Origin of the sequence: Marinibacterium sp. SX1, from assembly GCF_050389775.1 — a bacterium.
In the GTDB taxonomy this organism is placed as follows: domain Bacteria; phylum Pseudomonadota; class Alphaproteobacteria; order Rhodobacterales; family Rhodobacteraceae; genus Marinibacterium.
Map to the genome: position 1 here is coordinate 2,280,415 of NZ_CP177144.1, position 24,734 is coordinate 2,305,148.

Below are 24,734 nucleotides of genomic sequence, written 5' to 3' on the forward strand. Positions count from 1 at the left end.
TTTTGATGCCCGCCCGGCGCATACCGGGGCTGCGTTCGGATGGCAGCTGGGACCTGGGCGCGGGGCTGAACATGGCCGCCCAGGCGCTGGCCGGGCCGCCCGGTGACACGGTGATCATCGACATGACCGGGCCCGCCCGGGTGGACATCAGCCGAGGCGAGCTGACCGGCATGGCCCGGGGGCTTGCGCTTTACCTGGCCGGCCGGGGCGTGGGCCGGGGCGACCGTGTGGGCGTGCTGCTGAGCCAGTCGCCCTGGTGCGCGGCGGCCCACCTGGGGATCTGGATGCTGGGCGCGGTGTCGGTGCCGCTGTTCAAGCTGTTCAAGCGCGAGGCCCTGGCCAGCCGGATCGGCGATGCCGGGCTGACCCTGGTGCTGACCGATGCCGAGGGCGCGGGGCTGCTGGGCTGGCCGGGCGCGGCGTTGGCCGAGCCGGTATTGGCCGACCGGGCGTGGGCGGAGATGGGCGCGGGTATTGGTGCCACTGTCGACTTTGGCGCTGGCACCGACGTGGGCGCGAAGACAGGGCCAATCGCGGGGCCGGAGGGAGAACCGGGCACTGGCGTGGAAGTGGCGCCGGGTTCGGGGGCGGGTTTCGGGGCGCACCGAGGGCCGGGCAGTACGTTGGACCGTGGGCTGGACGGTCCATCGGACGGTGGGTCGGGCGGCACGGTGGGCGCTAGGGAGGACGGCACGGTGGCGCGCGCGTTGGACGGCGAGGCGAAACGTGGGGCGGACGGCAAGACAGGCCGATCGCTGGACAATACGGAGGGCCAGGGACTGGACGGCAAAGCAGGCCATTGGCCTGACGGCGAGGCGCAGCGCGCGCCGGGATGGACCCTGCCGGACATGGCCGTGACGGGCCCCGAAGATCCGGCCGTTCTGATCTATACCTCGGGCACGACCGGCCGGCCCAAGGGCGCGCTGCATGGCCATCGCCTGCTGACCGGCCACCTGCCGGGCGTATCGCTCAGCCATGATCACCTGGGCCAGCCCGGCGACGTGCTCTGGACCCCGGCCGACTGGGCCTGGATCGGCGGGCTGTTCGACGTGCTGATGCCCGGCCTTGCGCTTGGCGTGCCGGTGGTGGCCGCGCGGATGGCCAAGTTCGATGCCTTGGCCACGCGCCGGCTGGTCGAGGCGGCGGGCGTGCGCAACGTGTTCTTCCCGCCGACCGCCCTGCGCCTGCTCAAGGCCGCTGATGCCACGCTGCCCGGCCTGCGCTCGGTGGCCTCGGGCGGCGAGCCGCTGGGCGCCGAGATGCTGGCCTGGGGGCGCCGGGCCTTTGGCCTGGAGATCAACGAATTCTACGGCCAGACCGAATGCAACATGATCGTGTCGTCCTGTGGCGCCGATCATCCGGCCCGGCCGGGCTGTGCCGGGCGGGTGGTGCCGGGTCATGCGGTCGAGGTCATCGACGCGGAGGGCCGGCCGACCGGGGACGAAGGCGACATTGCCGTGCGGCGGGGATCGGCGTCGATGTTCCTGGGCTATTGGCGCAATCCCGACGAGACCGCGCGCAAGTTCCGCGGCGACTGGATGCTGACCGGCGACCGGGGGTGCCGCGAGGGCGAGCATATCCGCTTTGTCGGGCGCGACGATGACGTGATCACCTCGGCCGGTTACCGGATCGGCCCGGCCGAGATCGAGGATTGCCTGCTGACCCATCCGGCCGTGGCCACCGTCGGCGTGGTGGGCAAGCCCGACCCTTTGCGCACCGAGATCGTCAAGGCCTATGTGGTGCTGAAACCGGGTTATGCCGCCCGCCCGTCGAGCGCTGCGCGGGATGCGGGGGATGCAACCGACATGCGGGATCTGCGGGCTGCGGCTGATCCGCCGGGCGCTGTGCGGCATGCGGGCGAGGCGGCCGGTCTTCCGGGCGCTGTGCGGGGTGCGGGCGATGTTGCCGATCCGCCCGGATGTGTGCGAGGGCCGCGCGATATGCCTGATCCGCCGGGCACAGCTCGGGATGTGGGGGATGCGACGGAGCCGCCAAGCGCCGTGCAGGCTGTGGCAGATGCGGTTCACCCACCGGGCGCGGGGGCTGTCGGGACGGAGGATGGCTCGGACAACGGGCCAGGGACCAGGTCAGAGAGCGGACTTGAGACCGGGGCCGAGACAGGGCCGATGGATGTGTCCACGATCGGGGTGGACGAGCTGCAGGATTGGGTGAAGGATCGGCTGGCGGCCTATTCCTACCCGCGTGAAATCGCCTTTGTCGATGCGCTGCCCATGACCGTCACGGGCAAGGTCGTACGCCGCGACCTGCGCGCCCGGGCCGCCGCCGAAACGGAGAAGGTGACATGAAACTGACCTCGCAGGCCCTGCCGTCGTCCGAGGCCTTCCAGGCCAACCGGGCGGCTCATCTCGCCGCGCTGGACCAGGTGCGCCAGGCCGCCGAGGCTGCGGGCCGGGGCGGTGGCGACCGGGCCCGGGAGCGCCATCTCGGGCGGGGCAAGATGCTGCCGCGCGACCGGGTGGCCGGGCTGCTCGACCCCGGGGCGCCGTTCCTCGAGATCGGGGCGACGGCGGCCCATGGCATGTATGACGGCGCCGCGCCCTGTGCCGGGGTGATCGCCGGTGTCGGCCGGGTGATGGGCCGCGATGTCATGGTCGTGTGCAACGATGCCACGGTGAAAGGCGGCACCTATTACCCGATGTCGGTCAAGAAACACCTGCGCGCCCAAGAGATCGCCGCCGAATGCGGGCTGCCCTGTGTCTACCTCGTGGACAGCGGCGGGGCCAACCTGCCGAACCAGGACGAGGTCTTTCCCGACCGCGATCACTTTGGCCGGATCTTCTACAACCAGGCCAACATGTCGGCCCGGGGCATTGCCCAGATCGCCGTTGTCATGGGCTCCTGCACGGCCGGTGGGGCCTATGTGCCGGCGATGTCGGATGTCACGATCATCGTGCGCGACCAGGGCACGATCTTTCTGGCCGGCCCGCCGCTGGTGCGGGCGGCGACGGGCGAGGTGGTCAGCGCCGAGGACCTGGGCGGGGGCGATGTGCATACCCGTCTGTCGGGCGTGGCCGATTACCTGGCCGAGGATGACGCCCATGCCCTGGCCCTGGCCCGCCAGGCCGTGGGATCGCTGGGCGGCGATGGGTGCCAGGCACCCATCCTACGGCAGCCGCCCGAACCGCCGGCATTCGATCCCGAGGAAATCCTGGGCGTGGTGCCCGGCGACCTGCGCACGCCCTACGACATCCGCGAGGTCATCGCCCGGCTGGTCGACGGCTCGCGCTTCGACGAGTTCAAGGCCCGCTTCGGCGAGACGCTGGTGACCGGCTTTGCCCATGTCGATGGCTGGCCGGTGGGCATCCTGGCCAACAATGGCGTGCTGTTCTCCGAGGCCGCCCAGAAGGGCGCGCATTTCGTCGAGCTGTGCTCGCAACGGCGTATCCCCCTGGTTTTCCTGCAGAACATCACCGGGTTCATGGTCGGCCGGCGCTATGAAAACGAGGGTATCGCGCGCCATGGGGCCAAGCTGGTCACCGCCGTGGCGACAACGGCGGTGCCCAAGATCACCATGCTGGTCGGCGGGTCCTTCGGGGCGGGCAATTACGGCATGGCCGGGCGGGCCTACCAGCCGCGCTTCCTGTGGACCTGGCCGAATTCGCGGATCTCGGTAATGGGCGGGCCCCAGGCGGCCGGGGTCCTGGCGACGGTGAAACGCGATGCGATCGAACGGGCCGGGGGCCAGTGGTCGGCCGAGGAAGAGGCCGCGTTCAAGCGTCCGACGCTTGAGATGTTCGAAGAGCAATCCCACCCGCTTTATGCCTCGGCCCGGCTGTGGGACGACGGGATCGTCGATCCGCGCCGGTCGCGCGAGGTGCTGTCGCTGAGCCTGCGGGCGGCGCTGAACCGGCCGGTCGAAGAGACGCGCTTTGGCGTGTTCCGCATGTGACGGGGCGGGCATGGGCCCCGGTGGCCGCGCGCCGACAGGCCGGAGGGTCGGGCGGAATCGGCGGGGCCGCTGGAATGAGCGGACCGGCAGAAAGGACGAGACGATGATCGAAACACGGCTGACCCGGGCCTTCGGGCTGGAACATCCGGTGATCCTGGCGCCGATGGCCGGGGTGGCCGGCGGGGCGCTGGCCGCGGCGGTCAGCCGGGCCGGGGGCTTGGGCCTGATCGGTGGGGGCTATGGCGATGCCGACTGGATCGCCGGCCAGTTCGCGGCGGCGGGCAATGCGCCGGTGGGCTGCGGGTTCATCACCTGGAAACTGGCCGGCGCGCCCGAAGTGCTGGACGCGGTGCTGGCCCGGCGGCCGCGGGCGGTGTTCCTGTCCTTCGGCGAGGTTGAACCCTTTGCCGAGCGGGTGCGCGCGGCGGGGGTGCCGCTGATCTGCCAGGTGCAGACCCGGGCGGCGGCGGCCGTGGCCGTCGAGGCCGGGGCCGAGGTGATCGTGGCCCAGGGCGGCGAGGCCGGGGGCCATGGGGCCAGCCGGGCGACGATGACATTGGTGCCCGAGGTGGCCGACCTGCTGGCTGGCCAATCGCCCGACACGCTGCTGGTGGCCGCCGGGGGCATCGCCGACGGGCGCGGGCTGGCCGCGGCGCTGATGCTGGGCGCAGACGGGGTGGTGCTGGGCACCCGGCTCTGGGCCTCGGCCGAGGCGCTGGTGCCCGAGGGCCAGGCCCGGGCGGCGCTGGCGGCGACGGGCGACCAGACCCTGCGGACCCGGTCGGTCGACGTGGTGCGCGGGCTGGACTGGCCGGCGCCCTGGGACATCCGCGTGCTGGGCAACGATTTTACCGACCGGTGGCACAGTGACCTGGACGGGCTGCGCCGGGCCGGTCCGGGCGAGGCCGCGCGCTGGCAACAGGGCTTTGCCGAGGGGGATGCGCGGGTGGGCAACCCGGTGGTGGGCGAGGCCGTCGGGCTGATCGCCGACCGGCGCCCGGCGGGTGAGATCATCGCGGGGCTGACGGCCGAGGCCGCGGCGCTGCTGGACGGAGGATGGCGGACATGACCGACGATCTGGCGGCGCTGACAGCGCGTTACCCGGGGGCGCAGACCTTTCGGTTCGGGGATGGGCCGGGGATGTGCGCCGAGCTGCTGGCCCTGGTCCGAGCGGGCCGCAAGACGGCAACCTGCGGGGCGGCGGCGGAATATGCGCCGGACGATCCGGCGCTGCCGGTGGTCGGGCGGCGCGACATCGCGCTGAACTGGGACGGCACGCCGGCGCTGGTGATCGAGACGCTGCATGTCGAGCGCCGGCGGTTCTGCGACATGGATGCCGATTTCGCCCTGGCCGAGGGCGAGAACGAGGACCTGGCCGGCTGGCAACGCGACCACCGGGCCTATTTCGAGCGCAACGGCGGGTTCGACCCGGAGATGGAACTGGTCTGCGAACGGTTCCGCATGGTCGAGGATCTGGGGTAGGGCGGATGTTTTCGAGGATATTGATAGCCAACCGGGGCGAGATCGCCTGCCGGGTGATCGAAACGGCCCACAGGCTGGGCGTGGATTGCGTGGCGGTGCATTCCGATGTCGATGCGGGGGCGAAACACGTGGCCATGGCCGATGCGGCGGTGGCCATCGGCGGGCCGGCCCCGGCCGACAGCTATCTGCAGGGCGCGCGGATCATCGCGGCGGCCCAAGCCACCGGCGCCCAGGCGATCCATCCGGGCTACGGCTTTCTGTCCGAGAACCCCGATTTCGTCGAGGCGGTCGAGGCCGCGGGGCTGGTCTTTATCGGCCCATCGGCCCGGGCGATCCGGGCGATGGGCCTGAAGGATGCGGCCAAGGCGCTGATGGAAAAGGCCGGGGTGCCGGTGGTACCGGGCTATCACGGCGCCGACCAGGACCCGGCGCGTTTGGCACAAGAGGCCGGGCGGATCGGCTATCCGGTGCTGATCAAGGCGGTGGCCGGCGGTGGCGGCAAGGGCATGCGCCGGGTCGAGGGGCCGGGGGATTTTGACGATGCCCTGGCCTCGGCCCGGGCCGAGGCCAGCACGGCCTTTGGCAATGCCGACGTGCTGATCGAGAAATATGTCGACAAGCCGCGCCATATCGAAGTGCAGGTTTTCGGTGACGGCAACGGGGCGGTGCATCTCTTTGAACGCGATTGCTCGTTGCAGCGCCGGCACCAGAAGGTCATCGAGGAAGCTCCGGCGCCGGGGATGACTCCTGACATGCGCCGGGCGATGGGCCAGGCGGCGGTGCGGGCGGCCGAAGCGATCGGCTACAGCGGTGCGGGCACGGTGGAATTCATCGTCGACGCTTCGGAGGGGCTTCGCGAAGATCGCTTCTATTTCATGGAGATGAACACACGTCTTCAAGTGGAACACCCGGTGACCGAAGCGATCACCGGCATCGATCTGGTCGAATGGCAGTTGCGTGTCGCAAGTGGCGAGCCGCTGCCGGTGAAACAGGAGCACCTGACATTCACCGGACATGCCTTCGAGGCCCGGCTTTACGCCGAGGACGTGGCCAAGGGCTTCCTGCCCGCGACCGGCGTGCTGTCGCATCTGGCCTTTCCGCCCGGCGTGCGGGCGGACAGCGGCGTGCGGCCGGGCGATGCGATCAGCCCCTGGTACGATCCGATGATCGCCAAGGTCATCGTGCAGGGGCCGACCCGGGCGGCGGCGCTGGTGGCGCTGGAGCGGGCCCTGCGGGGCACGCGGGTGGCCGGAACGGTGACCAACATCGCCTTCCTCGCCCGTCTGGCCGCCCAGCCCGATTTCGTGGCCGGCGATGTCGACACCGCGCTGATCGACCGCCACCTGGCCACGCTGGCCGCCGATCCGGCGCCGGGCCCGGCCGAGATCGCCCTGGCCGCACTGGCCGCGCTTGGCCTGGCCGAGGGGGCGGGCGAGATGGGCGGCTTTGCGCTCTGGGTGCCTCAGAGCTGGCAGGTGGCGCTGCGCCATGGCGAGGCCGATCTGACCGCGGCGGTGCGGGTGATCGGCCCCGAGCGGTTCGACGTCACGGTGGGTGACACGGTGGTGGCCCTTGAGCGGCAGGGCGGCGGCTGGGTGGTCGACGGCCAGCGGATGGCGGGTGAGGTCGTGATGCACGGACGGCAGATCACCGTGATGGCGCGCGACGCCTTTGTCTTCGACCATCCCGACCCGCTGGACCGGGGTGGGGCGGCCACGGGCGATGGATCGCTGATCGAGGCGCCGATGCCCGGGCTGGTCAAGGCGGTGCTGGCCCGGCCGGGCCAGGCCGTGGCCGAGGGCGACCGGCTGGCCGTGCTGGAGGCGATGAAGGTGGAACATGCGCTGCTGGCGGCAAGAGACGGGCTTGTCGCCGAGGTGCTTGTGACGGAAGGTGAGCAGGTGGAGGGCGGCGCCGCGCTGATCCGGCTGGAGCCGCAGGACTGACAACAGCGAGGAGACGGCGCCATGGATGACCGGGTCGAGATTTTCGAGGTTGGGCCGCGGGATGGCCTGCAGAACGAAGCGCGAGAGATCCCGGTGGCCGAGAAGGTGGCGCTGGTCGATTGCCTTGGCCAGGCCGGGTTCGGGCGGATCGAATGTGCGGCCTTCGTCAGCCCGAAATGGGTACCGCAGATGGCCGGCAGCGGCGAGGTGCTGGCCGGCATCACCCGGACGCCCGGCACGCGTTATGCCGCGCTTGTGCCCAACATGAAGGGCTACGAGGCGGCGCTGGCGGCGGGGGCCGACGAGGTGGCGGTCTTTGCCTCGGCGAGCGAGGGATTCTCGCGGGCCAACATCAACGCGACGATCGACGAGAGCATCGAGCGGTTCCGGCCGATCCTGGAGGACGCGCGCCACCGCGACGTGCCGGTGCGGGGCTACGTGTCCTGCGTGACCGATTGCCCCTTTGACGGGCCGGTCTCGCCCGAGGCGGTGGCCCGGGTGGCCGACCGACTGTTCGCCCTGGGCTGCTACGAGATCTCGCTGGGCGACACGGTGGGCAAGGGCCGGCCCGACAGCATCGCCCGGATGCTGCTGAAGGTACGCGAGGTGGTGCCCGTCGGCCGGCTGGCCGGCCATTACCACGACACCGGGGGCCATGCGCTGGAGAACATCGACGCCTCGCTCAGCCTGGGCCTGCGGGTGTTCGACGCCTCGGCCGGGGGGCTGGGAGGCTGTCCCTATGCGCCCGGCGCGGCGGGCAACGTGGCGACCGAGGCGGTCGTAGCCCACCTGGAGCGGCTGGGTTATGATACCGGGCTGGATGGCGCCGTGCTGGCGCGGGCGGCCGAAATGGCCCGGGCGATGCGCACGCCGGTCGAGGCCGGCTAGGCCGGAGAATCGGCGGGATGGTGTGAGGAGAGGGCAGATGTACCAGACGATCAGTCTTGAGACCGATGATCGGGGCGTGGCGCGGTTGGCGCTGAACCGGCCGGACAAGCACAACGCGATGGATGCGCTGATGCTCGAAGAGCTGCGCCATGCCGCGCGCTGGCTGGGGCGCGATGCGGCGGTGCGGGTGGTGGTGCTGACCGGCGAGGGCCGGAGCTTTTGCGCCGGGGGCGATCTGAACTGGATGAAGGACCAGATGGCCGCCGATGCCGAGACCCGCGCCCAGCAGGCCCGGAGCCTGGCCGAGGCGCTGGCGATTCTCGACCGGCTGCCGCGGCCGCTGATCGGGCGCATCCAGGGCAATGCCTTTGGCGGCGGGGTCGGGCTGGCCAGCGTCTGCGACGTGGCGATCGGGGTCGACGACCTCAGGATGGGGCTGACCGAGGTGCGGTTGGGCCTGATCCCGGCAACGATCGGGCCGTATGTCGTGGCGCGGATGGGCGCGGCGCGGGCCCGGCGGGTGTTCTTTTCGGGCCGGCTGTTCGGGGCGGCCGAAGCGGTGGAGCTGGGCCTTCTGGCCCGCTGCGTGCCGGCCGAGGCGCTGGATGCGGCTGTCGAGGCCGAGGTGGCCCCCTACCTTGCGGCCGCTCCGGGCGCCGTGGCCGCGGCCAAGCGGCTGGTGGCCGACCTGGGCCCGGTGATCGACGATGCGGTCATCGACCGGACCATCGCAGCGCTGGTGGCCTGCTGGGAAGGCGAGGAAGCGCCCGAGGGGATCGGAGCGTTTTTCGAGAAACGCCGCGCAAACTGGGACAATCAGTAAAGAAAAGTTAATCGCGGGATGCAATGTGATCACAAATCACCCCTGCGGCGATTCTCGCATGCAACTGCGTTCGGCTCTGGTTGACCCTCGCCGGGTGCGGGCGTAAAGACTCGTCACAGCCAGACTTTTCGACCGTCGCGCCCCTGGCGAGGCGCGCAAAGAAGGAGCCAGCGCGTGGAAGAGCTGATGCGGGAGTACCTCCCGATCCTGGTGTTCCTCGTCGTCGCCATCGGACTTGGATTGGTCCTGATGTTGTCGGCCGTCGTGATCGCCGTACGCAACCCCGACCCCGAAAAGGTGTCTGCCTACGAATGCGGGTTCAACGCATTCGACGATGCGCGGATGAAATTCGACGTCCGGTTCTACCTGGTGTCGATCCTGTTCATCATCTTCGACCTGGAAATCGCATTCCTGTTTCCCTGGGCGGTGGCCTTCAAGGACATCTCGATGGTGGGCTTCTGGTCGATGATGGCCTTCCTGGCCGTCCTGACCGTGGGCTTTGCCTATGAATGGAAGAAAGGGGCCCTTGAATGGGAGTGATGACCGGAGCCAACACCGCGGGGCCCGACAAGGAAGTCGCGACCCAGGCGCTGAACCGCGAGCTGACCGACAAGGGGTTCCTGCTGACCTCGATGGAAGACGCGATCAACTGGGCGCGGACCGGGTCGCTGCACTGGATGACCTTCGGCCTGGCCTGTTGCGCCGTCGAGATGATGCAGGTGTCGATGCCGCGCTACGACCTGGAACGGTTCGGCACCGCGCCGCGGGCCTCGCCGCGCCAGTCGGACCTGATGATCGTTGCCGGTACGCTGACCAACAAGATGGCCCCGGCGCTGCGCAAGGTCTATGACCAGATGCCCGAGCCGCGCTACGTCATCTCGATGGGGTCCTGCGCCAATGGCGGGGGCTATTACCATTACAGCTATTCGGTGGTGCGCGGCTGCGATCGCGTGGTGCCCGTGGATGTCTATGTGCCCGGCTGCCCGCCGACGGCCGAGGCGCTGCTCTACGGAATCCTGCAATTGCAGCGCAAGATCCGCCGCACGGGCACGCTGGCCCGCTGATCACGGGCCGGCAGGTGGCCGGCCCGGACGCATTTCGGCCCCAGCCGCCCGGCGGCCCGGGGCCAGGGAGAAGGAAAGGCTCTTCGATGACCGACGCCCTGACAGAGCTAGGCACCCATATCGAGATGAAGCGCCCCGAGTGCGTGCTGGGCTGGGATGTCGCCTTTGGCGAGCTGACGATCAACGTCGCGCCGGCCTCGATCACGGCCTTCACCGATTTCCTCAAGTCGGATGCCTCGTGCAAGTTCTCGACGCTGGTCGACATCACGGCCGTCGATCACCCGGAGCGGGCCAAGCGGTTCGACGTGGTCTATCACCTGCTGTCGATGTACCAGAACCAGCGCATCCGCCTGCGCCTGCAGGTCCGCGAAGAGGACCTGGTGCCGTCGATCCTGTCGGTACACCCCTCGGCCAACTGGTTCGAGCGCGAAGTGTTCGACATGTTCGGCATCCTGTTCTCGGGCCATCCCGACCTGCGCCGCCTGCTGACCGATTACGGCTTTCGCGGCCATCCGCTGCGCAAGGATTTCCCGACCACGGGCTATACCGAAGTGCGCTATGATGAGGCGCTGAAACGCGTGGTCTACGAGCCGGTCAGCCTGGTTCAGGAATATCGCCAGTTCGATTTCATGTCGCCCTGGGAAGGCGCCCATTACATCCTGCCCGGCGACGAGAAGCAGGAGGAGGGGGCCAAGTGAGCGACGTTCAGACCGGAAGCTGCCTGTGCGGGGCCTGTACCCTGACGGCCAAACCCGCGCCCGAAGCGGGGACCTGCCATTGCAGCATGTGCCGCAAGTTCTCGGGCGGGATGTTCATCGGGGTGCAATGCGGTGACACGCTGCGTTTCGACGACGGCGCGCCGGTCAAGGTGTACAAATCCTCCGACTGGGGCGAGCGGTTGTTCTGCGGCGCCTGCGGATCGACCATCGCCTGGCGTTCGGCCGACGGCAAGATGTCGGCCGTGTCGATCATGCTGTTCGACGACCCGGGACAGTTCCCCGTGGTGTCCGAGATCTTTCACGACGAGAAACCGGCCAGCTATGCGCTGGCCGGCGAGACCCACAAGATGACCGGCGCCGAAGTCCTGGCGATGTTCGCGCCGCCGGAAGAGGGCGCCTGATGGAATTCGTCATGTGGCTCGTCATGGCCTCGGCGGCGATCCCGATGTTCAAGCTGCTGCCGCATTTCGGGATCAGCCCCTATTGGGCGGCGCTCTGCATTGTCCCCCTGGGCACCATTGCCATGGTGTGGTGGATGGGTCTGAAACTACAGGATTTGGAGAAGCTCTGATGGACGGATCGAAAGGCTTCGAAGACGCCCTGACCGGCGAACAGAAGATCCGCAACTTCAACATCAACTTCGGGCCCCAGCACCCGGCGGCCCACGGCGTGCTGCGGCTGGTGCTGGAGCTGGACGGCGAGATCGTGGAACGCTGCGACCCGCATATCGGCCTGCTGCACCGTGGCACCGAAAAGCTGATGGAAAGCCGGACCTACCTGCAGAACCTGCCCTATTTCGACCGGCTGGACTACGTGGCCCCGATGAACCAGGAACATGCCTGGTGCCTGGCCATCGAACGGCTGACCGGGGTCGAGGTGCCGCGCCGGGCCTCGCTGATCCGGGTGCTCTATTCGGAAATCGGCCGGGTTCTGAACCACCTGCTGAACGTGACGACCCAGGCCATGGACGTGGGCGCCCTGACGCCGCCGCTCTGGGGCTTTGAAGAGCGCGAAAAGCTGATGGTCTTCTACGAACGGGCCTGCGGGGCGCGTCTGCACTCGGCCTATTTCCGGCCCGGCGGTGTCCACCAGGACCTGCCGCCCGCGCTGCTCGACGACATCGAGACCTGGGCCAAGGAATTCCCGCAGATGCTGGAAGACATCGACGGGCTGCTGACGGAAAACCGGATCTTCAAGCAGCGCAACGTCGATATCGGCGTGGTGACCGAGGACGACATCCAGGAATGGGGCTTTTCCGGCGTGATGGTGCGCGGGTCGGGCCTGGCCTGGGACCTGCGGCGGTCGCAGCCCTACGAATGCTACGACGAGTTCGATTTCAAGGTGCCGGTGGGCAAGAACGGCGATTGCTACGACCGTTACCTGTGCCGCATGGCCGAGATGGAAGAGAGCCGCAAGATCATCCTGCAGGCCATCGACAAGCTGCGCGACTGCCCGGGCGACGTGCTGGCCCGGGGCAAGATCACGCCGCCGAAACGGTCGGACATGAAGACCTCGATGGAAGCGCTGATCCACCATTTCAAGCTTTATACCGAAGGTTTCCACGTGCCCGCGGGCGAGGTCTATGCCGCGGTCGAGGCGCCCAAGGGCGAATTCGGGGTCTACCTTGTGGCGGACGGGTCGAACCGGCCCTACCGGGCCAAGCTGCGCGCGCCGGGCTTCCTGCACCTGCAGGCGATGGACCACGTGGCGGGCGGCCACCAGCTGGCCGATGTGGCGGCCATCATCGGCACCATGGATATCGTGTTCGGAGAAGTCGACCGGTGAAGCTGAGACTGACCAAGACCCTGGCCCTTGGCCTGATCGGGGCGCTGATCCTGGCGGGCACGGCCGATGCGGCCTGGCTGAAACGCCAGCCCAAGAAAGACCCGGTGCACAAGGCCGTGGCGCATGTGGCAGCCCAGGGCTGCACGGTGTCGGCCGGCGACTGGGACAAGATCTATGCGTCCTATGGCGGGACGGAACGGGACGGGGACTATCACATCCTCAAGATGTACCAGGCCGGGGAACTGACATCGCAGGATGCCGGCGGACATGTGACATTCAAGGGGGTTGCGGGATGCTGAAACGGGTCATTCTGATGGTTGCGGGGCTTGGCGCCCTGGCCGGTTGTGACGAAAACACCATGGCCGCGCTTGGCGGGGCGACGAGCACGGCCGAACAGCGGGCCGATTACCTGGCCGCCGTGGCCACGACCGATTGCGTGCTGATCGACCAGCGCCAGTACGGGGCGGTGGAATTCCAGGCCGGGCTGAGCCGCGAGGAAACCATCGAGATCACCCAGTTCTACCTGGCCTTCGGCGGCGCCGAACGGCTGGAAGACGGCGGCGTGCGGATCACCACGGGGCCCTGCGCCGGATGAACATGACCCGCGATACCCGGGCCGTCCTGGCCGGTGGCCGCATGGTGAAGGAATTGCCGGGCGTGGTCGGGGCGGCGCAAGCCCCCGGCCGCCGCAAGGACCCGGCCGTGGAAGGAAGAGCCTGATGTTGCGACGTCTGCACCCCGAACAGCCCGAGAGCTTTGCCTTTACCCCGGCCAACCAGGCCTGGGCCGAGGGCCAGATCACCAAGTATCCCGAGGGCCGCGAGGCCAGCGCGATCATCCCGCTGCTGTGGCGGGCGCAGGAACAGGAAGGCTGGCTGACCCGCCCGGCGATCGAACATGTCGCCGAGATGCTCGACATGGCCTATATCCGCGCGCTGGAAGTGGCGTCGTTCTATTTCATGTTCCAGCTGCAGCCGACCGGTTCGGTGGCCCATGTCCAGGTCTGCGGCACGACGACCTGCATGATTTGCGGGGCCGAGGATCTGATCGCGGTCTGCAAGGACAAGATCTCGCCCAAGGCCCATGGCATTTCGGCCGATGGCAAGCTGTCCTGGGAAGAGGTCGAATGCCTGGGCTCCTGCGCCAATGCGCCGATGGCCCAGATCGGCAAGGATTACTACGAAGACCTGACGGCCGAAGGCTTTGCCCAGCTGCTTGACGACCTGGTGGCCGGCAAGGTGCCGGTCCCGGGGCCGCAGAATGGGCGCTATGCCTCCGAGGCGGCCGACGGGCCGACCAACCTGAAGGACCACGTGGAGGGCCGGGCGCAATACAACGCGTCGGTCGCGCGGGCGGTCGAGATCGGCGATACGGTCAAGCGGATCGACGGCACCGAGGTGCCTCTGCTGACGCCCTGGCTGAAGGACGGCACGCCGCAGGCGCGCGACAAGGCCCAGGTCGAGCCGGCCGGCGAAGAGCCCGCGCCGACCGAACGCACGGTGCCCGAACCCGCGGGCGCGGTGGCCACGCCGGAGACCCGGCCCGAAGGGCTGGACGCCCCGCGCGACGGCCAGGCTGACGATCTCAAGCTGATCAAGGGCGTCGGGCCAAAGCTCGAAGAGCTGCTGAATTCGCTGGGCTTCTACCATTTCGACCAGATCGCCGGCTGGACCGAAGCCGAGATCCACTGGGTCGACCAGAACCTCGAAGGGTTCAAGGGCCGGGTGACACGGGATGAATGGGTCAGCCAGGCCAAGCTGCTGGCGGCCGGGGAAGAGACGGACTTTGCCCGCAAGGCAAAGGACGAGGGGATCTACGACGACGACTGACCACACTGGCCGAACACCTGGGGAGGAGAACGGATGGCAGAGGAACCGAAGGAGAAGATCTGGGTCAAACCCGTGCTGATCGGGATCGCGGCGGCCGTGCTGTGGATCCCGCTGACGGGGTCGGACCTGACCGGGGCGCTCATTGCCGGCGTGGCCGGGGTTGGCATCGGCCACCTGGTGCTCAGCCGGATCGGCGGCAGGGATGCGGGCAAAGGCGGCGAGACGGGCAGTGAAGCCCGGCAGAGCCAGCAGGACCCGGCGACCGACGCCCCGGCAGTGCGGCTGGTCGAGCCGTCGCCGGTGACCGAGGCACCCGCGACGGGCTTTGCCGAAGAAGCCGCGGGCTTTGACGGGCCGCGCGCCGCGACAGGGCCGGCAGATACGGGGCTGGCAGATACGGGGCCGATGGAGGAGGCGCCGAGCGATACGGGGCCGCTGATCAAGCCCAGCACGCCGCTGCCGGGCGAGGCCGAACTGGCCGCCCGCAAGGGCAGCTGGACCTACCAGCCCGGCCAGGCCTGACAGGCCGCCCGGGCCGGATCGCCGGGGCCGGGGAACCGGGCCCGATGGGGCCAAACAGGGGCCCGAGACCGGCCAGCGGGCCGGGGCAGGGCAGATCCCGAAGGGCCAGGCCGGCCCGGGCGGGGCGCAGAACGGACCGGGACGGCCGCCGATGGCCCGACCGACAGAACTTGCCCGGCCGGGTTCAGGCCCGCCGGGACGAACGGAGACGAAGAGAGACGTGGACAGCGACCTGGATCAGCACATCACCCGCAAGGGCCGGCACGTGGCGGTGGTCATCGCCGGCGCGGCCGCGCTGTGGCTGGTCATGCAGGTTGTCGCGCCGCTCTTCGGGATGAGCAACCGCGTGCTGCTGCTGTTCGACTTTGCGGCGCTGGCGGCATTCATCTATGCCGGCGCGAACATCTTCCAGATCTGGCGGCTGCGCCAGAAGAACCAGGGGTAATGGTCTCATGCTCAAGGACGAAGACCGCATCTTCACCAATCTCTACGGGATGCACGACCGCACGCTGGCGGGCGCGAAGAAACGGGGCCATTGGGACGGAACCAAGGACATCATTGCACGCGGACGCGATTCCATCGTTCAGACGATGAAGGACAGCGGGCTGCGCGGCCGGGGCGGGGCGGGGTTCCCGACCGGTCTGAAATGGTCCTTCATGCCCAAGGAAAGCGACGGGCGCCCGGCCTACCTGGTCATCAACGCCGACGAATCCGAGCCGGCGACCTGCAAGGACCGCGAGATCATGCGCCATGATCCGCATACCCTGATCGAAGGCGCGCTGATTGCGTCCTTCGCGATGGGCGCGCATGCTTCCTACATCTATATCCGCGGCGAATACATCCGCGAGCGCGAGGCGCTGCAGGCGGCGATCGACGAATGTTACGACGCGGGTCTGCTGGGCGCCAACGCTGCCGGTTCGGGCTGGGATTTCGATCTCTACCTGCATCACGGTGCTGGGGCCTATATCTGCGGCGAGGAAACCGCGCTGCTGGAAAGCCTGGAAGGCCGCAAGGGCATGCCCCGGATGAAGCCGCCGTTCCCGGCCGGCGCGGGGCTCTACGGCTGCCCGACCACGGTGAACAACGTTGAATCCATTGCCGTCTGCCCGACGATCCTGCGCCGGGGCGCGGAATGGTTCTCGTCCTTCGGCCGGCCCAACAACGCGGGCACCAAGCTCTTTGCGCTGACCGGCCACGTGAACAACCCCTGCGTCTTCGAAGAGGAAATGTCGCTGCCCGTGCGCGAGCTGATCGAAAAGCACGGCGGCGGGATCAAGGGCGGCTGGGGCAACCTCAAGGCGATCATCCCGGGCGGGGCGTCCTGCCCGATCCTGCGGGCCGACCAGCTGGACGGCGCGATCATGGATTTCGACTGGATGCGCGAGAACAAGTCGTCTTTCGGGACCGGCTGCATGATCGTGATGGATCAGTCGGTCGACGTTGTGAAGGCAGTCTGGCGGCTGTCGAAATTCTTCAAGCACGAGAGCTGCGGGCAATGCACGCCCTGCCGCGAAGGCACCGGCTGGATGATGCGGGTGATGGAACGGCTGGTGCGCGGCGAGGCCGAGGTCGAGGAAATCGACATGCTGTTCGACGTGACCAAGCAGGTCGAAGGCCACACGATCTGTGCCCTAGGCGATGCGGCGGCCTGGCCGATCCAGGGCCTGATCCGCAATTTCCGCGACGAGATCGAAGAGCGCATCAAGGCCCAGAAAAAGGGCCGGATCAGCGCAGCGGTGGCCGCGGAATAAGGATGCAGCCGGCCGGTCATCATATCGCCGAATTCAACATCGGCACCCTGGCCCATGATTGGGACGATCCGCGCGTGGCGGATTTTGCCAACAACCTGGACCGGGTGAACGGGCTGGCCGAGCGCAGCCCGGGCTTTGTCTGGCGGATGACCGACGATGACATGGACGACGCCCAGAAGGACAGCGCGGGCGTGCTGGGGGGCAACCCGCGCACGGCCTCGACGCTGTCGGTCTGGGAAACCCCGCAGGCGCTGGAACATTTCGTGTGGAACACGATCCACAAGCGGTTCTACGACCGGCGGGGCGAATGGTATGACGCGGCCGAGAACACCGGCCCGCGACTGGTGATGTGGTGGGTGCCCGCGGGGCACCGGCCCACCATCGAAGACGCCAAGGCACGACTGGATCATCTGGCGGCCCAGGGAGAGAGCGACCATGCCTTTGGCTGGACGCATCTGCGGACCGCGGGCCAAGGCCCCGAAACAAGAGGGGAAAACGTGGCATGACAACAGGTTCGGCCATGATCCTGACATTGGGCCTGGTGGCTGCCGGGCTGGGGCTGGGTGCCTGCACGGGCTTGCCCGAAAGCGCGGCGGGCGTGACCCGGCCGGTCAGCTACGACAGCGTCGACTACACGGTGAACTTTGCCGTGCGCGAGGTCAGCGAGGTGATTGCCGGGGGCAGCACGGTGCGCTTCGATGCCTCGTTCATCGAGATCGCCCAATCCGACGGCCAACCCATGAGCGATGACGACCGGGTCCTGGCCATCGCGATTGCCAGCGCCTTCTGCGACAGCTATGGCCTGCCAGCCGCCCCGGTGGCAGGCGAGGCCACGTTCGTCGGCGGCAGCTGGGTGATCCGCAACCATTGCGGGACGATTTTCGGATGAGCGGCCTGATGACAGCACAGCACAGCCAGGAGGGCCGGGCATGAGACGTTTCCGTTTCGAGGAAGACGCCGACGTCGCGGCCGACATCCGCGAGAAATTCGGCTTTGACGGCGACCTGCTGGACCTCTTTGCCAACAATTCCGGGGCCGTGGTGCACAAGTGGCACCATTACATCCCGCTCTACGACCGCTATTTCGCCCAGTTCCGGGGCAAGCCCATCCGCTTCCTGGAAATCGGCGTGAACAAGGGCGGCAGCCTGCAGATGTGGCGCGGCTATTTCGGACCCGAAGCCAAGATCTTCGGCATCGACATCAACGAGGAATGCGCGGCCTTCGACGGCCAGGCCGGACAGGTGCGCATCGGCAGCCAGGCCGATCCCGATTTCCTCAACAAGGTGGTCGACGAGATGGGCGGCATCGACCTTGTGCTGGATGACGGCAGCCACCGGATGCCGCATGTGCGCGCCTCGTTCGACGTGCTGTTCCCGCGCCTGGAAGACGGCGGGATCTACATGGTCGAGGATCTCCATACGGCCTATATCGAGAAATTCGGCGGGGGGTATCGCAGCCGGGCCAACTTCTTCCGGTTCCTGCGCGACCTGACCGACGACATGCACAATTGGTACCACAAGAAAGGCCTGCGCCACCCCGAGTTCAAGCGCATGATATCGGGCTATCACGTCCACGATTCGATCGCCGTGATCGAAAAGGGCGCGACGCACCGGCCGGTGCACTCCCGGGTGGGGGGATGAAGACGATGAAACTGTTTCAAATCATGCTGGTGGCGCTGATCCTGGCGCCGGGCTGCGCCAAGGTCTTCTGGGACCAGGAAGACGTGCTGTTCGACGGGATCGAGTTCCGCCACAAGTCGCAGGCCCGCGACAAGAGCGACCGCAAGGCGTTCCAGGTGCAGGTGCGCCCGGTCTCGGCCTCGATCACGGCCGCGCGCGAGGCGGGCAAGTACGAGGCGACGAGCTATTGCATCACCCATTTCGGCAGCTCCGACATCAAGTGGGAGATCGGGCCCGAAACCGAGGTGGTGCCGATCGAGAACGACACGCTGACTTTCCTGGGACGTTGCAATCCGTGAGGATTGCGGGCGCATATCGGCCGATGCGGGGCGGGGCGTTATTGCCTAACGGCCTCCGCTGCGGCGCAATGCGGACGTCTTCCAAGGAGTCTGCAGACATGCGTATTGTGACCATTGTGACCGTCGCCCTCTTGCTGGGGATCACCGGCAGCGGGGCCGCGGCCAAGCAGCCGATCCGCGATGTGCCCGAGCTTTACGAGCCGCTGTTCTACATCGCCGTGGCCAACGAGATCCGCAAGACATGCCCGGATATCTCGGAACGCAAGATGAAGGGCATCGCCGAGCTCTGGCGGCTGCGCAACCGGGCCAACCAGCTGGGCTATTCCGACAAGGAAATCGAAGCCTTCTACGAATCCGAAGAGGAACGCGCACGGATGGCCGAACGGGGCGAGGCCTATCTCGCCCGGTTCGGGGCGGACCGTCACGATCCGGCTTCGCTCTGCGCCTTCGGTCGCGCGGAAATCGAACGAAACAGCGCCATCGGCGTGTATCTGAAAGAGAACTGACCCATGTCTGACCTCCGCAAGATCATCATTGACGGCCAGGAAGTCGAAGTGGACGGGGCGATGACCCTGATCCAGGCCTGCGAAGAGGCAGGTATCGAGATTCCCCGGTTCTGCTATCACGAGCGGCTGTCGATCGCCGGCAATTGCCGGATGTGCCTTGTGGAGGTCGTGGGCGGCCCGCCGAAACCGGCGGCCTCCTGCGCGATGCAGGTGCGCGACCTGCGGCCCGGGCCGGAAGGCCAGCCGCCGGTGGTCAAGACGAACTCGCCCATGGTCAAGAAGGCCCGCGAAGGGGTGATGGAATTCCTGCTGATCAACCATCCGCTGGATTGCCCGATCTGCGACCAGGGCGGCGAATGCGACCTGCAGGACCAGGCCATGGCCTACGGGGTTGATTTCTCCCGTTTCCGCGAGGCCAAGCGGGCGGTCGACGATCTCGACCTGGGCCCGCTGGTCGAAACCCACATGACGCGCTGCATTTCCTGCACGCGCTGCGTGCGCTTCACGACCGAGGTGGCGGGCATCACCCAGATGGGCCAGACCGGCCGGGGCGAGGATGCCGAGATCACGTCCTACCTGGGCGAGACGCTGGACAGCAACATGCAGGGCAACATCATCGACCTGTGCCCGGTGGGCGCTCTGGTGTCCAAGCCCTATGCCTTCACCGCCCGCCCGTGGGAGCTGACCAAGACCGAGACGATCGACGTGATGGATGCGCTGGGATCCAACATCCGGGTCGATACCAAGGGCCGCGAAGTGATGCGCATCCTGCCGCGCAACCATGACGGCGTGAACGAGGAATGGATTTCCGACAAGACGCGCTTTGTCTGGGACGGGCTGAAACGCCAGCGGCTCGACCGGCCTTACCTGCGCAAGAACGGCAAGCTGACGCCGGTCGACTGGCCCGAGGCGCTGGCCGCCGCGGCCACGGCGATGACGGGCAAGAAGGCGCTGGGCCTGGTCGGTGACCTGGTGCCGACCGAGGCGGCCTTTGCGCTGAAACAGCTGGTCGAAGGGCTGGACGGGGCGGTGGAATGCCGGACCGACGGGGCCAAGCTGCCGGTGGGCAACCGGTCGGGCTATGTGGGCAACGCGACGATCGAGGATATCGACGCGGCGCAGATGATCCTGCTGGTGGGCACCAACCCGCGCGTCGAGGCACCGGTGCTGAACGCGCGCATCCGCAAGGCCTGGGCGGCCGGGGCCAAGGTGGCCCGGATCGGCGAACAGGCCGACCTGACCTACGACGTGTCCGAGCTGGGCACCGGGCGCGAGGCGCTGGCCCAGCTGGCCAAGGCTGATCACGCCGACAAGGCGGACGTGCCCGGGGTGATGATCATCGGCCAGGGCGCGTTGCAGGGGCCCGATGGCGGCGCCGTGCTGGCGCTGGCCATGAAGACGGCCGAAGCCGCCGGGGCCAAGGTGCTGATCCTGCACACCGCGGCGTCGCGCGTGGGCGCGATGGACGTGGGCGCCGTGACCGAAGGCGGCATGGCCGAGGCCATGGAGGGGGCCGAGGTGATCTATAACCTGGGCGCCGACGAGATCGAGATCGCCGCCGGGCCCTTCGTGATCTACCAGGGCAGCCATGGCGACCGGGGCGCGCACCGCGCCGATCTGATCCTGCCCGGCGCGGCCTATCCCGAGGAATCGGGGCTGTTCGTCAACACCGAGGGCCGGCCGCAGCTGGCCCTGCGCGCGGCCTTCCCGCCGGGCCAGGCCAAGGAAAACTGGGCGATCCTGCGGGCGCTGTCCGCCGAGCTGGGCGCGACCCTGCCGTTCGATTCCCTGGCCCAGCTGCGCCAGGCGCTGGTCAAGGCCGTGCCCCATCTGGGCGATGTCGACCAGGTGGCCGAGAACGCATGGGTGCTGCCCGAGGGTGGCGACCTGGGCGAGGGGGCCTTCCTGTCGCCGGTGCGCGATTTCTACCTGAGCAACCCGATTGCACGGGCCTCGGCGCTGATGGCCGAATTGTCGGCCAACGCCAAGGCGCGGCGCACGGCCCCGATCGCGGCGGAATGAGGGCAGGGATGCTGGCGCTCGCACATATCGGCATCGGCGCGGCCCTGGCCGCCTGCGGACCGCAGGACACGGGCCAGCCCGCGCCCGACCCGGTCTATCGCGGTATCGAGACCCGGCTCCTTGACGGTGACCTGGTGGAATTCCGGGTGACGATGACCCAGGCGGGCGGGAACGTTGCGGTTGAACGCTATATCGAATGTGCCGCGGCGCAATATGCGCTGATCCGGGGGTACGGATTCACGCGGCATTTACGCACGAATGTAAAGGAAAAGGGTGGCGTGTGGGCCGGAGATGCGGTTTACACCATCTCGCCATCCCTGCCGCGCGGTCTGCGGACGCTCGACGCTGAAGTCGTCGTCCAGAACTGCACGGAAAACGGAATACCTACGGTGTGAGGAAGCATGGCTGAATTCTTTACCTCCACGGGCCTCGGGATCGCTTTGACCCTGGTCGGACAGGTTCTCCTGGTGGTCGTCCCGCTGCTGGTGGCCCTGGCGTTCCTGATGTACGCCGACCGCAAGGTCTGGGCGGCGGTCCAGATGCGACGGGGCCCCAACGTGGTGGGTGTCTACGGCCTGCTGCAGAGCTTCGCGGATTTCCTGAAATACGTCGTCAAGGAAGTGGTCATCCCCGCCGGGGCGGACCGGGTGATCTTTCTGCTGGCGCCGATGATCAGCCTGGTCATGGCGCTCATCGCCTGGGCGGTGATCCCGTTCAACGACGGCTGGGTCGTGGCCGACATCAACGTGGCCATCCTGTATGTCTTCGCGATCTCGTCGCTCGAGGTCTACGGCGTGATCATGGGCGGCTGGGCGTCGAACTCGAAATACCCGTTCCTGGGCTCGCTGCGGTCGGCCGCCCAGATGATTTCCTACGAGGTCTCGATCGGCCTGATCATCGTCGGCGTGATCATCTCGTCCGGTTCGATGAACTTCGGCCAGATCGTCCAGGCCCAGGATGGCCGGTTCGGCCTGTTCTCGTGGTACTGGCTGCCGCATCTACCGATGCTCTTCCTCTTCCTGATCTCGGCCCTGGCCGAGACCAACCGCCCGCCCTTCGACCTGCCCGAAGCGGAATCGGAACTGGTGGCGGGCTACCAGGTCGAATATTCCTCGACGCCCTTCCTGCTGTTCATGATCGGTGAACTGGTGGCCGTGGTGCTGATGTGCGCGCTGATCTCGCTGCTGTTCTTCGGCGGCTGGCTGTCGCCCATCCCGGGCCTGCCCGACGGCATCCTGTGGATGCTGATCAAGATGCTGCTGATGTTCTTCGTCTTCTCGATGGTCAAGGCGATCACCCCGCGCTACCGCTACGACCAGCTGATGCGCCTGGGCTGGAAGGTCTTCCTGCCGTTCTCGCTGGCCTGGGTGGTCTTCGTGGCCTTCGCCGCCAAGTTCGGCTGGTTCTGGGGCGCCTTCGCCCGCTGGACCACGGGGAGCTGAGGCGATGGATCTCAAGGACGCCATTCTCGACGCCAAGTACATCGAGATGATCAGCCTGGCCGACTACATCGTGCGCGATTGTGCGCTGCCGGATGTCGATGCCGATGGCAACCTGGTGTCCGGTCAGCAGGAAATCGCGGCGGCCATCTTCCGCTGGGCGGTGTCCCAGCAGGGGCTGAGCCGCACCGAGGTGCCGGCCAGCCAGGCCGCGCCGGCGCCCGGCACGACACAACAGGCCCCCTGGCCGGCGCCCGCCGACCAGGGCCTGGCCCCGATGGACACGACACCGGCGCCCATCCCCATGAACACCGGCTACATGCCGGATACGCAGGGTTAAGGAGCAGACATGACGCAGATCGACTACGGGCGCGCGGCGAAATACTTCCTGCTCGCGGATTTCTTCAAGGGCTTCCAGCTGGGCCTGAAATACTTCTTCGCGCCCAAGGCCACGCTGAACTATCCCCATGAAAAGGGCCCGCTCAGCCCGCGGTTCCGGGGCGAACATGCCCTGCGCCGCTATCCCAACGGCGAGGAACGCTGCATCGCCTGCAAGCTCTGCGAGGCGATCTGCCCGGCCCAGGCCATCACCATCGATGCCGAACCGCGCGAGGACGGCAGCCGCCGGACGACGCGCTATGACATCGACATGACCAAGTGCATCTATTGCGGTTTCTGCCAGGAAGCCTGCCCGGTGGATGCCATCGTCGAGGGGCCGAATTTCGAATTCTCGACCGAGACCCGCGAAGAGCTGTTCTACGACAAGGAAAAGCTGCTGGAAAACGGTGAACGCTGGGAAGCGGCCATCGCCCACAACCTGGAACTGGACGCGCCCTACCGATGAACGACAATTCCTCGAACCCTTTCGACATGATGATGCAGCAGGCGCGGGACATGGCCAAGGCCCTGAACCCGGCGCTTGAGCATTTCTCGCCCAAGGGGTTCGAGGCGCTGTGGCCCACCATGCCCAAGGAAGTCATGGAGCTGTGGTTCGGCAACAAGGTCAACACCGAGGGGCTGGATGCCAAGACGCGCCTGCTGCTCACGCTGGCCGGGCTGACCATGCAGGGCGCGCAGAACGACACTGCCGTCCGCCAGACCGTGCGCCATGCGGTCGAGGCGGGCGCGCGCAAACAGGAAATCGTCGAGACCATCGGCCAGATGTCATTTTTCGCCGGGATCCCGGCGATGTCCCGCGCGCTGGAGCTTGCGCAGGATGCCATGGCCGACAAGGAGGAAGATCCGTCATGAGCGTATTCGCCTTTTACCTCTTCGCGCTTGGCGTGATCGCGGGCGGTCTGTTCACCGTCATCAGCCGCCAGCCGGTGCATTCGGTGCTCTGGCTGATCCTGGCCTTCCTGTCAGCGGCCGGGCTCTTCGTGCTGCTGGGGGCCGAGCTGGTCGCCATGCTGCTGATCATCGTCTATGTCGGCGCGGTGGCCGTGCTGTTCCTCTTCGTGGTCATGATGCTTGATGTCGATTTCGCCGAGCTGAAGGCCGAGATGGCGAAATACATGCCGCTGGCCCTGCTGATCGGCGTGGTCATCCTGATGCAATTCGCCATGGCCTTCGGGGCCTGGGATGCCAACGCGGCGGCCGAGGCCATGCGCGCCCAGCCGATGCCCGAGGGGATGCACAACACCCAGGCGCTGGGGATGATCCTCTATGACCAGTATTTCCTGCTGTTCCAGCTGGCCGGGCTGATCCTGCTGGTGGCGATGATCGGGGCCATCGTGCTGACCCTGCGCCACCGCAAGGACATCAAGCGCCAGGACATCCTGGCCCAGATCTATCGCGATCCGGCCAAGGCGATGGAGCTGCGGGACGTCAAGCCGGGGCAGGGTCTGTGACGCTGGCCGGGGTCTTCGGTGTCGCCGAGCAGGTCTTTCAGACCATCGGCGTGGCGGGCGTTGCCGCGCTCTGGGCGTTGAAGATCGGCGTGACCATGGTGTTCTACAAGGTCTTCCAGAAGAAGACCGGCCACAAGGGCCCCATCATCCTGGGCTGGATTTACCGGCAGATGATGAAGCGGCGGATAGAAAACGGATCGAACGGGCGCTGAGCCCCGGA

Annotated in this window: 33 protein-coding genes; all 33 read left to right on the forward strand. The window is 67.6% G+C overall.

Annotation, left to right across the window (positions count from 1 at the left end; translation table 11 throughout):
* Positions 1–5 precede the first annotated feature (5 nt).
* On the forward strand, positions 6–2,306 hold the full coding sequence (locus ACK3BB_RS10125; protein WP_428928592.1) for an AMP-binding protein: 2,301 nt from the start codon (positions 6–8) through the stop codon (positions 2,304–2,306).
* The gene (locus ACK3BB_RS10130; RefSeq protein ID WP_428928593.1) at positions 2,303–3,910 is read left to right on the forward strand and encodes a carboxyl transferase domain-containing protein; all 1,608 of its coding nucleotides are present in this window, start codon (positions 2,303–2,305) and stop codon (positions 3,908–3,910) included. The genes ACK3BB_RS10125 and ACK3BB_RS10130 overlap by 4 nt, the downstream gene beginning before the upstream one ends.
* 103 nt (positions 3,911–4,013) lie before the next feature.
* Positions 4,014–4,979, forward strand: coding sequence for an NAD(P)H-dependent flavin oxidoreductase (locus tag ACK3BB_RS10135; protein ID WP_428928594.1), 966 nt, complete (start codon positions 4,014–4,016; stop codon positions 4,977–4,979).
* Entirely contained in the window at positions 4,976–5,392 is a 417-nt protein-coding gene (locus ACK3BB_RS10140; RefSeq protein WP_428928595.1) for an ASCH domain-containing protein, read from the forward strand. Before ACK3BB_RS10135 ends, ACK3BB_RS10140 begins: the two co-directional genes overlap by 4 nt.
* Positions 5,393–5,397: 5 nt before the next feature.
* A complete protein-coding gene (locus ACK3BB_RS10145) occupies positions 5,398–7,338 on the forward strand; it encodes a biotin carboxylase N-terminal domain-containing protein (RefSeq protein ID WP_428928596.1) in 1,941 nt (646 codons plus the stop codon).
* A gap of 21 nt (positions 7,339–7,359) precedes the next feature.
* Positions 7,360–8,226, forward strand: a complete 867-nt coding sequence (locus tag ACK3BB_RS10150) for a hydroxymethylglutaryl-CoA lyase (protein WP_428928597.1) — start codon at positions 7,360–7,362, stop codon at positions 8,224–8,226.
* Positions 8,227–8,263: 37 nt separating this feature from the next.
* Positions 8,264–9,049, forward strand: a complete 786-nt coding sequence (locus tag ACK3BB_RS10155) for a crotonase/enoyl-CoA hydratase family protein (RefSeq protein ID WP_428928598.1) — start codon at positions 8,264–8,266, stop codon at positions 9,047–9,049.
* 174 nt (positions 9,050–9,223) lie between these two features.
* The gene (locus tag ACK3BB_RS10160; protein ID WP_428928599.1) at positions 9,224–9,589 is read left to right on the forward strand and encodes an NADH-quinone oxidoreductase subunit A; all 366 of its coding nucleotides are present in this window, start codon (positions 9,224–9,226) and stop codon (positions 9,587–9,589) included.
* Positions 9,589–10,113 (forward strand): NuoB/complex I 20 kDa subunit family protein, encoded by a 525-nt coding sequence (locus ACK3BB_RS10165; RefSeq protein ID WP_428928715.1) that lies wholly within the window; start codon positions 9,589–9,591, stop codon positions 10,111–10,113. Before ACK3BB_RS10160 ends, ACK3BB_RS10165 begins: the two co-directional genes overlap by 1 nt.
* A gap of 86 nt (positions 10,114–10,199) precedes the next feature.
* Positions 10,200–10,811, forward strand: coding sequence for an NADH-quinone oxidoreductase subunit C (locus tag ACK3BB_RS10170; protein ID WP_428928600.1), 612 nt, complete (start codon positions 10,200–10,202; stop codon positions 10,809–10,811).
* Entirely contained in the window at positions 10,808–11,233 is a 426-nt protein-coding gene (locus ACK3BB_RS10175) for a GFA family protein (protein ID WP_428928601.1), read from the forward strand. The genes ACK3BB_RS10170 and ACK3BB_RS10175 overlap by 4 nt, the downstream gene beginning before the upstream one ends.
* A complete protein-coding gene (locus tag ACK3BB_RS10180; protein ID WP_428928602.1) occupies positions 11,233–11,403 on the forward strand; it encodes a hypothetical protein in 171 nt (56 codons plus the stop codon). Before ACK3BB_RS10175 ends, ACK3BB_RS10180 begins: the two co-directional genes overlap by 1 nt.
* Positions 11,403–12,617, forward strand: a complete 1,215-nt coding sequence (locus tag ACK3BB_RS10185) for an NADH-quinone oxidoreductase subunit D (protein ID WP_428928603.1) — start codon at positions 11,403–11,405, stop codon at positions 12,615–12,617. Before ACK3BB_RS10180 ends, ACK3BB_RS10185 begins: the two co-directional genes overlap by 1 nt.
* Complete coding sequence (locus ACK3BB_RS10190) at positions 12,614–12,916, forward strand: hypothetical protein (protein WP_428928604.1); 303 nt, start codon at positions 12,614–12,616, stop codon at positions 12,914–12,916. Before ACK3BB_RS10185 ends, ACK3BB_RS10190 begins: the two co-directional genes overlap by 4 nt.
* Positions 12,910–13,212, forward strand: a complete 303-nt coding sequence (locus tag ACK3BB_RS10195; RefSeq protein ID WP_428928605.1) for a hypothetical protein — start codon at positions 12,910–12,912, stop codon at positions 13,210–13,212. The genes ACK3BB_RS10190 and ACK3BB_RS10195 overlap by 7 nt, the downstream gene beginning before the upstream one ends.
* Positions 13,213–13,214: 2 nt before the next feature.
* Complete coding sequence (locus tag ACK3BB_RS10200) at positions 13,215–13,337, forward strand: hypothetical protein (protein WP_428928606.1); 123 nt, start codon at positions 13,215–13,217, stop codon at positions 13,335–13,337.
* The gene (nuoE, locus tag ACK3BB_RS10205) at positions 13,337–14,446 is read left to right on the forward strand and encodes an NADH-quinone oxidoreductase subunit NuoE (protein WP_428928607.1); all 1,110 of its coding nucleotides are present in this window, start codon (positions 13,337–13,339) and stop codon (positions 14,444–14,446) included. Before ACK3BB_RS10200 ends, nuoE begins: the two co-directional genes overlap by 1 nt.
* A 33-nt stretch (positions 14,447–14,479) precedes the next feature.
* Positions 14,480–14,968, forward strand: a complete 489-nt coding sequence (locus ACK3BB_RS10210) for a hypothetical protein (protein WP_428928608.1) — start codon at positions 14,480–14,482, stop codon at positions 14,966–14,968.
* Between the two features lie 220 nt (positions 14,969–15,188).
* On the forward strand, positions 15,189–15,413 hold the full coding sequence (locus ACK3BB_RS10215; protein ID WP_428928609.1) for a DUF5337 domain-containing protein: 225 nt from the start codon (positions 15,189–15,191) through the stop codon (positions 15,411–15,413).
* A gap of 7 nt (positions 15,414–15,420) precedes the next feature.
* Positions 15,421–16,719 carry an NADH-quinone oxidoreductase subunit NuoF gene (gene nuoF, locus ACK3BB_RS10220; protein WP_428928610.1) on the forward strand — a complete coding sequence of 433 codons (1,299 nt, stop codon included), beginning with the start codon at positions 15,421–15,423 and terminating at the stop codon, positions 16,717–16,719.
* Between the two features lie 2 nt (positions 16,720–16,721).
* Positions 16,722–17,225, forward strand: a complete 504-nt coding sequence (locus ACK3BB_RS10225; RefSeq protein ID WP_428928611.1) for a DUF3291 domain-containing protein — start codon at positions 16,722–16,724, stop codon at positions 17,223–17,225.
* Positions 17,222–17,608, forward strand: coding sequence for a hypothetical protein (locus ACK3BB_RS10230; protein ID WP_428928612.1), 387 nt, complete (start codon positions 17,222–17,224; stop codon positions 17,606–17,608). The genes ACK3BB_RS10225 and ACK3BB_RS10230 overlap by 4 nt, the downstream gene beginning before the upstream one ends.
* 40 nt (positions 17,609–17,648) lie before the next feature.
* Complete coding sequence (locus ACK3BB_RS10235) at positions 17,649–18,359, forward strand: class I SAM-dependent methyltransferase (protein ID WP_428928613.1); 711 nt, start codon at positions 17,649–17,651, stop codon at positions 18,357–18,359.
* A 5-nt stretch (positions 18,360–18,364) separates the two neighbouring features.
* Positions 18,365–18,697 carry a hypothetical protein gene (locus tag ACK3BB_RS10240; RefSeq protein ID WP_428928614.1) on the forward strand — a complete coding sequence of 111 codons (333 nt, stop codon included), beginning with the start codon at positions 18,365–18,367 and terminating at the stop codon, positions 18,695–18,697.
* A 98-nt stretch (positions 18,698–18,795) separates the two neighbouring features.
* Complete coding sequence (locus ACK3BB_RS10245; RefSeq protein WP_428928615.1) at positions 18,796–19,203, forward strand: DUF5333 domain-containing protein; 408 nt, start codon at positions 18,796–18,798, stop codon at positions 19,201–19,203.
* Positions 19,204–19,206: 3 nt separating this feature from the next.
* Complete coding sequence (gene nuoG / locus ACK3BB_RS10250; protein WP_428928616.1) at positions 19,207–21,225, forward strand: NADH-quinone oxidoreductase subunit NuoG; 2,019 nt, start codon at positions 19,207–19,209, stop codon at positions 21,223–21,225.
* 8 nt (positions 21,226–21,233) lie between these two features.
* Positions 21,234–21,620, forward strand: a complete 387-nt coding sequence (locus ACK3BB_RS10255) for a hypothetical protein (protein WP_428928617.1) — start codon at positions 21,234–21,236, stop codon at positions 21,618–21,620.
* Between the two features lie 6 nt (positions 21,621–21,626).
* The gene (nuoH, locus tag ACK3BB_RS10260) at positions 21,627–22,667 is read left to right on the forward strand and encodes an NADH-quinone oxidoreductase subunit NuoH (protein WP_428928618.1); all 1,041 of its coding nucleotides are present in this window, start codon (positions 21,627–21,629) and stop codon (positions 22,665–22,667) included.
* Between the two features lie 4 nt (positions 22,668–22,671).
* Positions 22,672–23,004 carry a hypothetical protein gene (locus ACK3BB_RS10265; protein WP_428928619.1) on the forward strand — a complete coding sequence of 111 codons (333 nt, stop codon included), beginning with the start codon at positions 22,672–22,674 and terminating at the stop codon, positions 23,002–23,004.
* A gap of 9 nt (positions 23,005–23,013) precedes the next feature.
* On the forward strand, positions 23,014–23,508 hold the full coding sequence (gene nuoI, locus ACK3BB_RS10270) for an NADH-quinone oxidoreductase subunit NuoI (RefSeq protein WP_428928620.1): 495 nt from the start codon (positions 23,014–23,016) through the stop codon (positions 23,506–23,508).
* On the forward strand, positions 23,505–23,915 hold the full coding sequence (locus ACK3BB_RS10275) for a carboxymuconolactone decarboxylase family protein (protein WP_428928621.1): 411 nt from the start codon (positions 23,505–23,507) through the stop codon (positions 23,913–23,915). The genes nuoI and ACK3BB_RS10275 overlap by 4 nt, the downstream gene beginning before the upstream one ends.
* Positions 23,912–24,514, forward strand: a complete 603-nt coding sequence (locus ACK3BB_RS10280; RefSeq protein ID WP_428928622.1) for an NADH-quinone oxidoreductase subunit J — start codon at positions 23,912–23,914, stop codon at positions 24,512–24,514. The genes ACK3BB_RS10275 and ACK3BB_RS10280 overlap by 4 nt, the downstream gene beginning before the upstream one ends.
* Complete coding sequence (locus tag ACK3BB_RS10285) at positions 24,511–24,726, forward strand: hypothetical protein (RefSeq protein ID WP_428928623.1); 216 nt, start codon at positions 24,511–24,513, stop codon at positions 24,724–24,726. Before ACK3BB_RS10280 ends, ACK3BB_RS10285 begins: the two co-directional genes overlap by 4 nt.
* The last annotated feature ends 8 nt before the right edge of the window (positions 24,727–24,734 follow it).

What these genes read in the sequence shown, in the direction of transcription:
- ACK3BB_RS10125 (WP_428928592.1), top strand. Translation starts at nt 6, where the DNA reads ATGCCCGCCCGGCGCATACCGGGGCTGCGTTCGGATGGCAGCTGGGAC.
- ACK3BB_RS10130 (WP_428928593.1), top strand. Translation starts at nt 2,303, where the DNA reads ATGAAACTGACCTCGCAGGCCCTGCCGTCGTCCGAGGCCTTCCAGGCC.
- ACK3BB_RS10135 (WP_428928594.1), top strand. Translation starts at nt 4,014, where the DNA reads ATGATCGAAACACGGCTGACCCGGGCCTTCGGGCTGGAACATCCGGTG.
- ACK3BB_RS10140 (WP_428928595.1), top strand. Translation starts at nt 4,976, where the DNA reads ATGACCGACGATCTGGCGGCGCTGACAGCGCGTTACCCGGGGGCGCAG.
- ACK3BB_RS10145 (WP_428928596.1), top strand. Translation starts at nt 5,398, where the DNA reads ATGTTTTCGAGGATATTGATAGCCAACCGGGGCGAGATCGCCTGCCGG.
- ACK3BB_RS10150 (WP_428928597.1), top strand. Translation starts at nt 7,360, where the DNA reads ATGGATGACCGGGTCGAGATTTTCGAGGTTGGGCCGCGGGATGGCCTG.
- ACK3BB_RS10155 (WP_428928598.1), top strand. Translation starts at nt 8,264, where the DNA reads ATGTACCAGACGATCAGTCTTGAGACCGATGATCGGGGCGTGGCGCGG.
- ACK3BB_RS10165 (WP_428928715.1), top strand. Translation starts at nt 9,589, where the DNA reads ATGACCGGAGCCAACACCGCGGGGCCCGACAAGGAAGTCGCGACCCAG.
- ACK3BB_RS10170 (WP_428928600.1), top strand. Translation starts at nt 10,200, where the DNA reads ATGACCGACGCCCTGACAGAGCTAGGCACCCATATCGAGATGAAGCGC.
- ACK3BB_RS10180 (WP_428928602.1), top strand. Translation starts at nt 11,233, where the DNA reads ATGGAATTCGTCATGTGGCTCGTCATGGCCTCGGCGGCGATCCCGATG.
- ACK3BB_RS10185 (WP_428928603.1), top strand. Translation starts at nt 11,403, where the DNA reads ATGGACGGATCGAAAGGCTTCGAAGACGCCCTGACCGGCGAACAGAAG.
- ACK3BB_RS10195 (WP_428928605.1), top strand. Translation starts at nt 12,910, where the DNA reads ATGCTGAAACGGGTCATTCTGATGGTTGCGGGGCTTGGCGCCCTGGCC.
- ACK3BB_RS10200 (WP_428928606.1), top strand. Translation starts at nt 13,215, where the DNA reads ATGACCCGCGATACCCGGGCCGTCCTGGCCGGTGGCCGCATGGTGAAG.
- nuoE (WP_428928607.1), top strand. Translation starts at nt 13,337, where the DNA reads ATGTTGCGACGTCTGCACCCCGAACAGCCCGAGAGCTTTGCCTTTACC.
- ACK3BB_RS10210 (WP_428928608.1), top strand. Translation starts at nt 14,480, where the DNA reads ATGGCAGAGGAACCGAAGGAGAAGATCTGGGTCAAACCCGTGCTGATC.
- nuoF (WP_428928610.1), top strand. Translation starts at nt 15,421, where the DNA reads ATGCTCAAGGACGAAGACCGCATCTTCACCAATCTCTACGGGATGCAC.
- ACK3BB_RS10225 (WP_428928611.1), top strand. Translation starts at nt 16,722, where the DNA reads ATGCAGCCGGCCGGTCATCATATCGCCGAATTCAACATCGGCACCCTG.
- ACK3BB_RS10230 (WP_428928612.1), top strand. Translation starts at nt 17,222, where the DNA reads ATGACAACAGGTTCGGCCATGATCCTGACATTGGGCCTGGTGGCTGCC.
- ACK3BB_RS10235 (WP_428928613.1), top strand. Translation starts at nt 17,649, where the DNA reads ATGAGACGTTTCCGTTTCGAGGAAGACGCCGACGTCGCGGCCGACATC.
- ACK3BB_RS10240 (WP_428928614.1), top strand. Translation starts at nt 18,365, where the DNA reads ATGAAACTGTTTCAAATCATGCTGGTGGCGCTGATCCTGGCGCCGGGC.
- ACK3BB_RS10245 (WP_428928615.1), top strand. Translation starts at nt 18,796, where the DNA reads ATGCGTATTGTGACCATTGTGACCGTCGCCCTCTTGCTGGGGATCACC.
- nuoG (WP_428928616.1), top strand. Translation starts at nt 19,207, where the DNA reads ATGTCTGACCTCCGCAAGATCATCATTGACGGCCAGGAAGTCGAAGTG.
- ACK3BB_RS10255 (WP_428928617.1), top strand. Translation starts at nt 21,234, where the DNA reads ATGCTGGCGCTCGCACATATCGGCATCGGCGCGGCCCTGGCCGCCTGC.
- nuoH (WP_428928618.1), top strand. Translation starts at nt 21,627, where the DNA reads ATGGCTGAATTCTTTACCTCCACGGGCCTCGGGATCGCTTTGACCCTG.
- ACK3BB_RS10265 (WP_428928619.1), top strand. Translation starts at nt 22,672, where the DNA reads ATGGATCTCAAGGACGCCATTCTCGACGCCAAGTACATCGAGATGATC.
- nuoI (WP_428928620.1), top strand. Translation starts at nt 23,014, where the DNA reads ATGACGCAGATCGACTACGGGCGCGCGGCGAAATACTTCCTGCTCGCG.
- ACK3BB_RS10275 (WP_428928621.1), top strand. Translation starts at nt 23,505, where the DNA reads ATGAACGACAATTCCTCGAACCCTTTCGACATGATGATGCAGCAGGCG.
- ACK3BB_RS10280 (WP_428928622.1), top strand. Translation starts at nt 23,912, where the DNA reads ATGAGCGTATTCGCCTTTTACCTCTTCGCGCTTGGCGTGATCGCGGGC.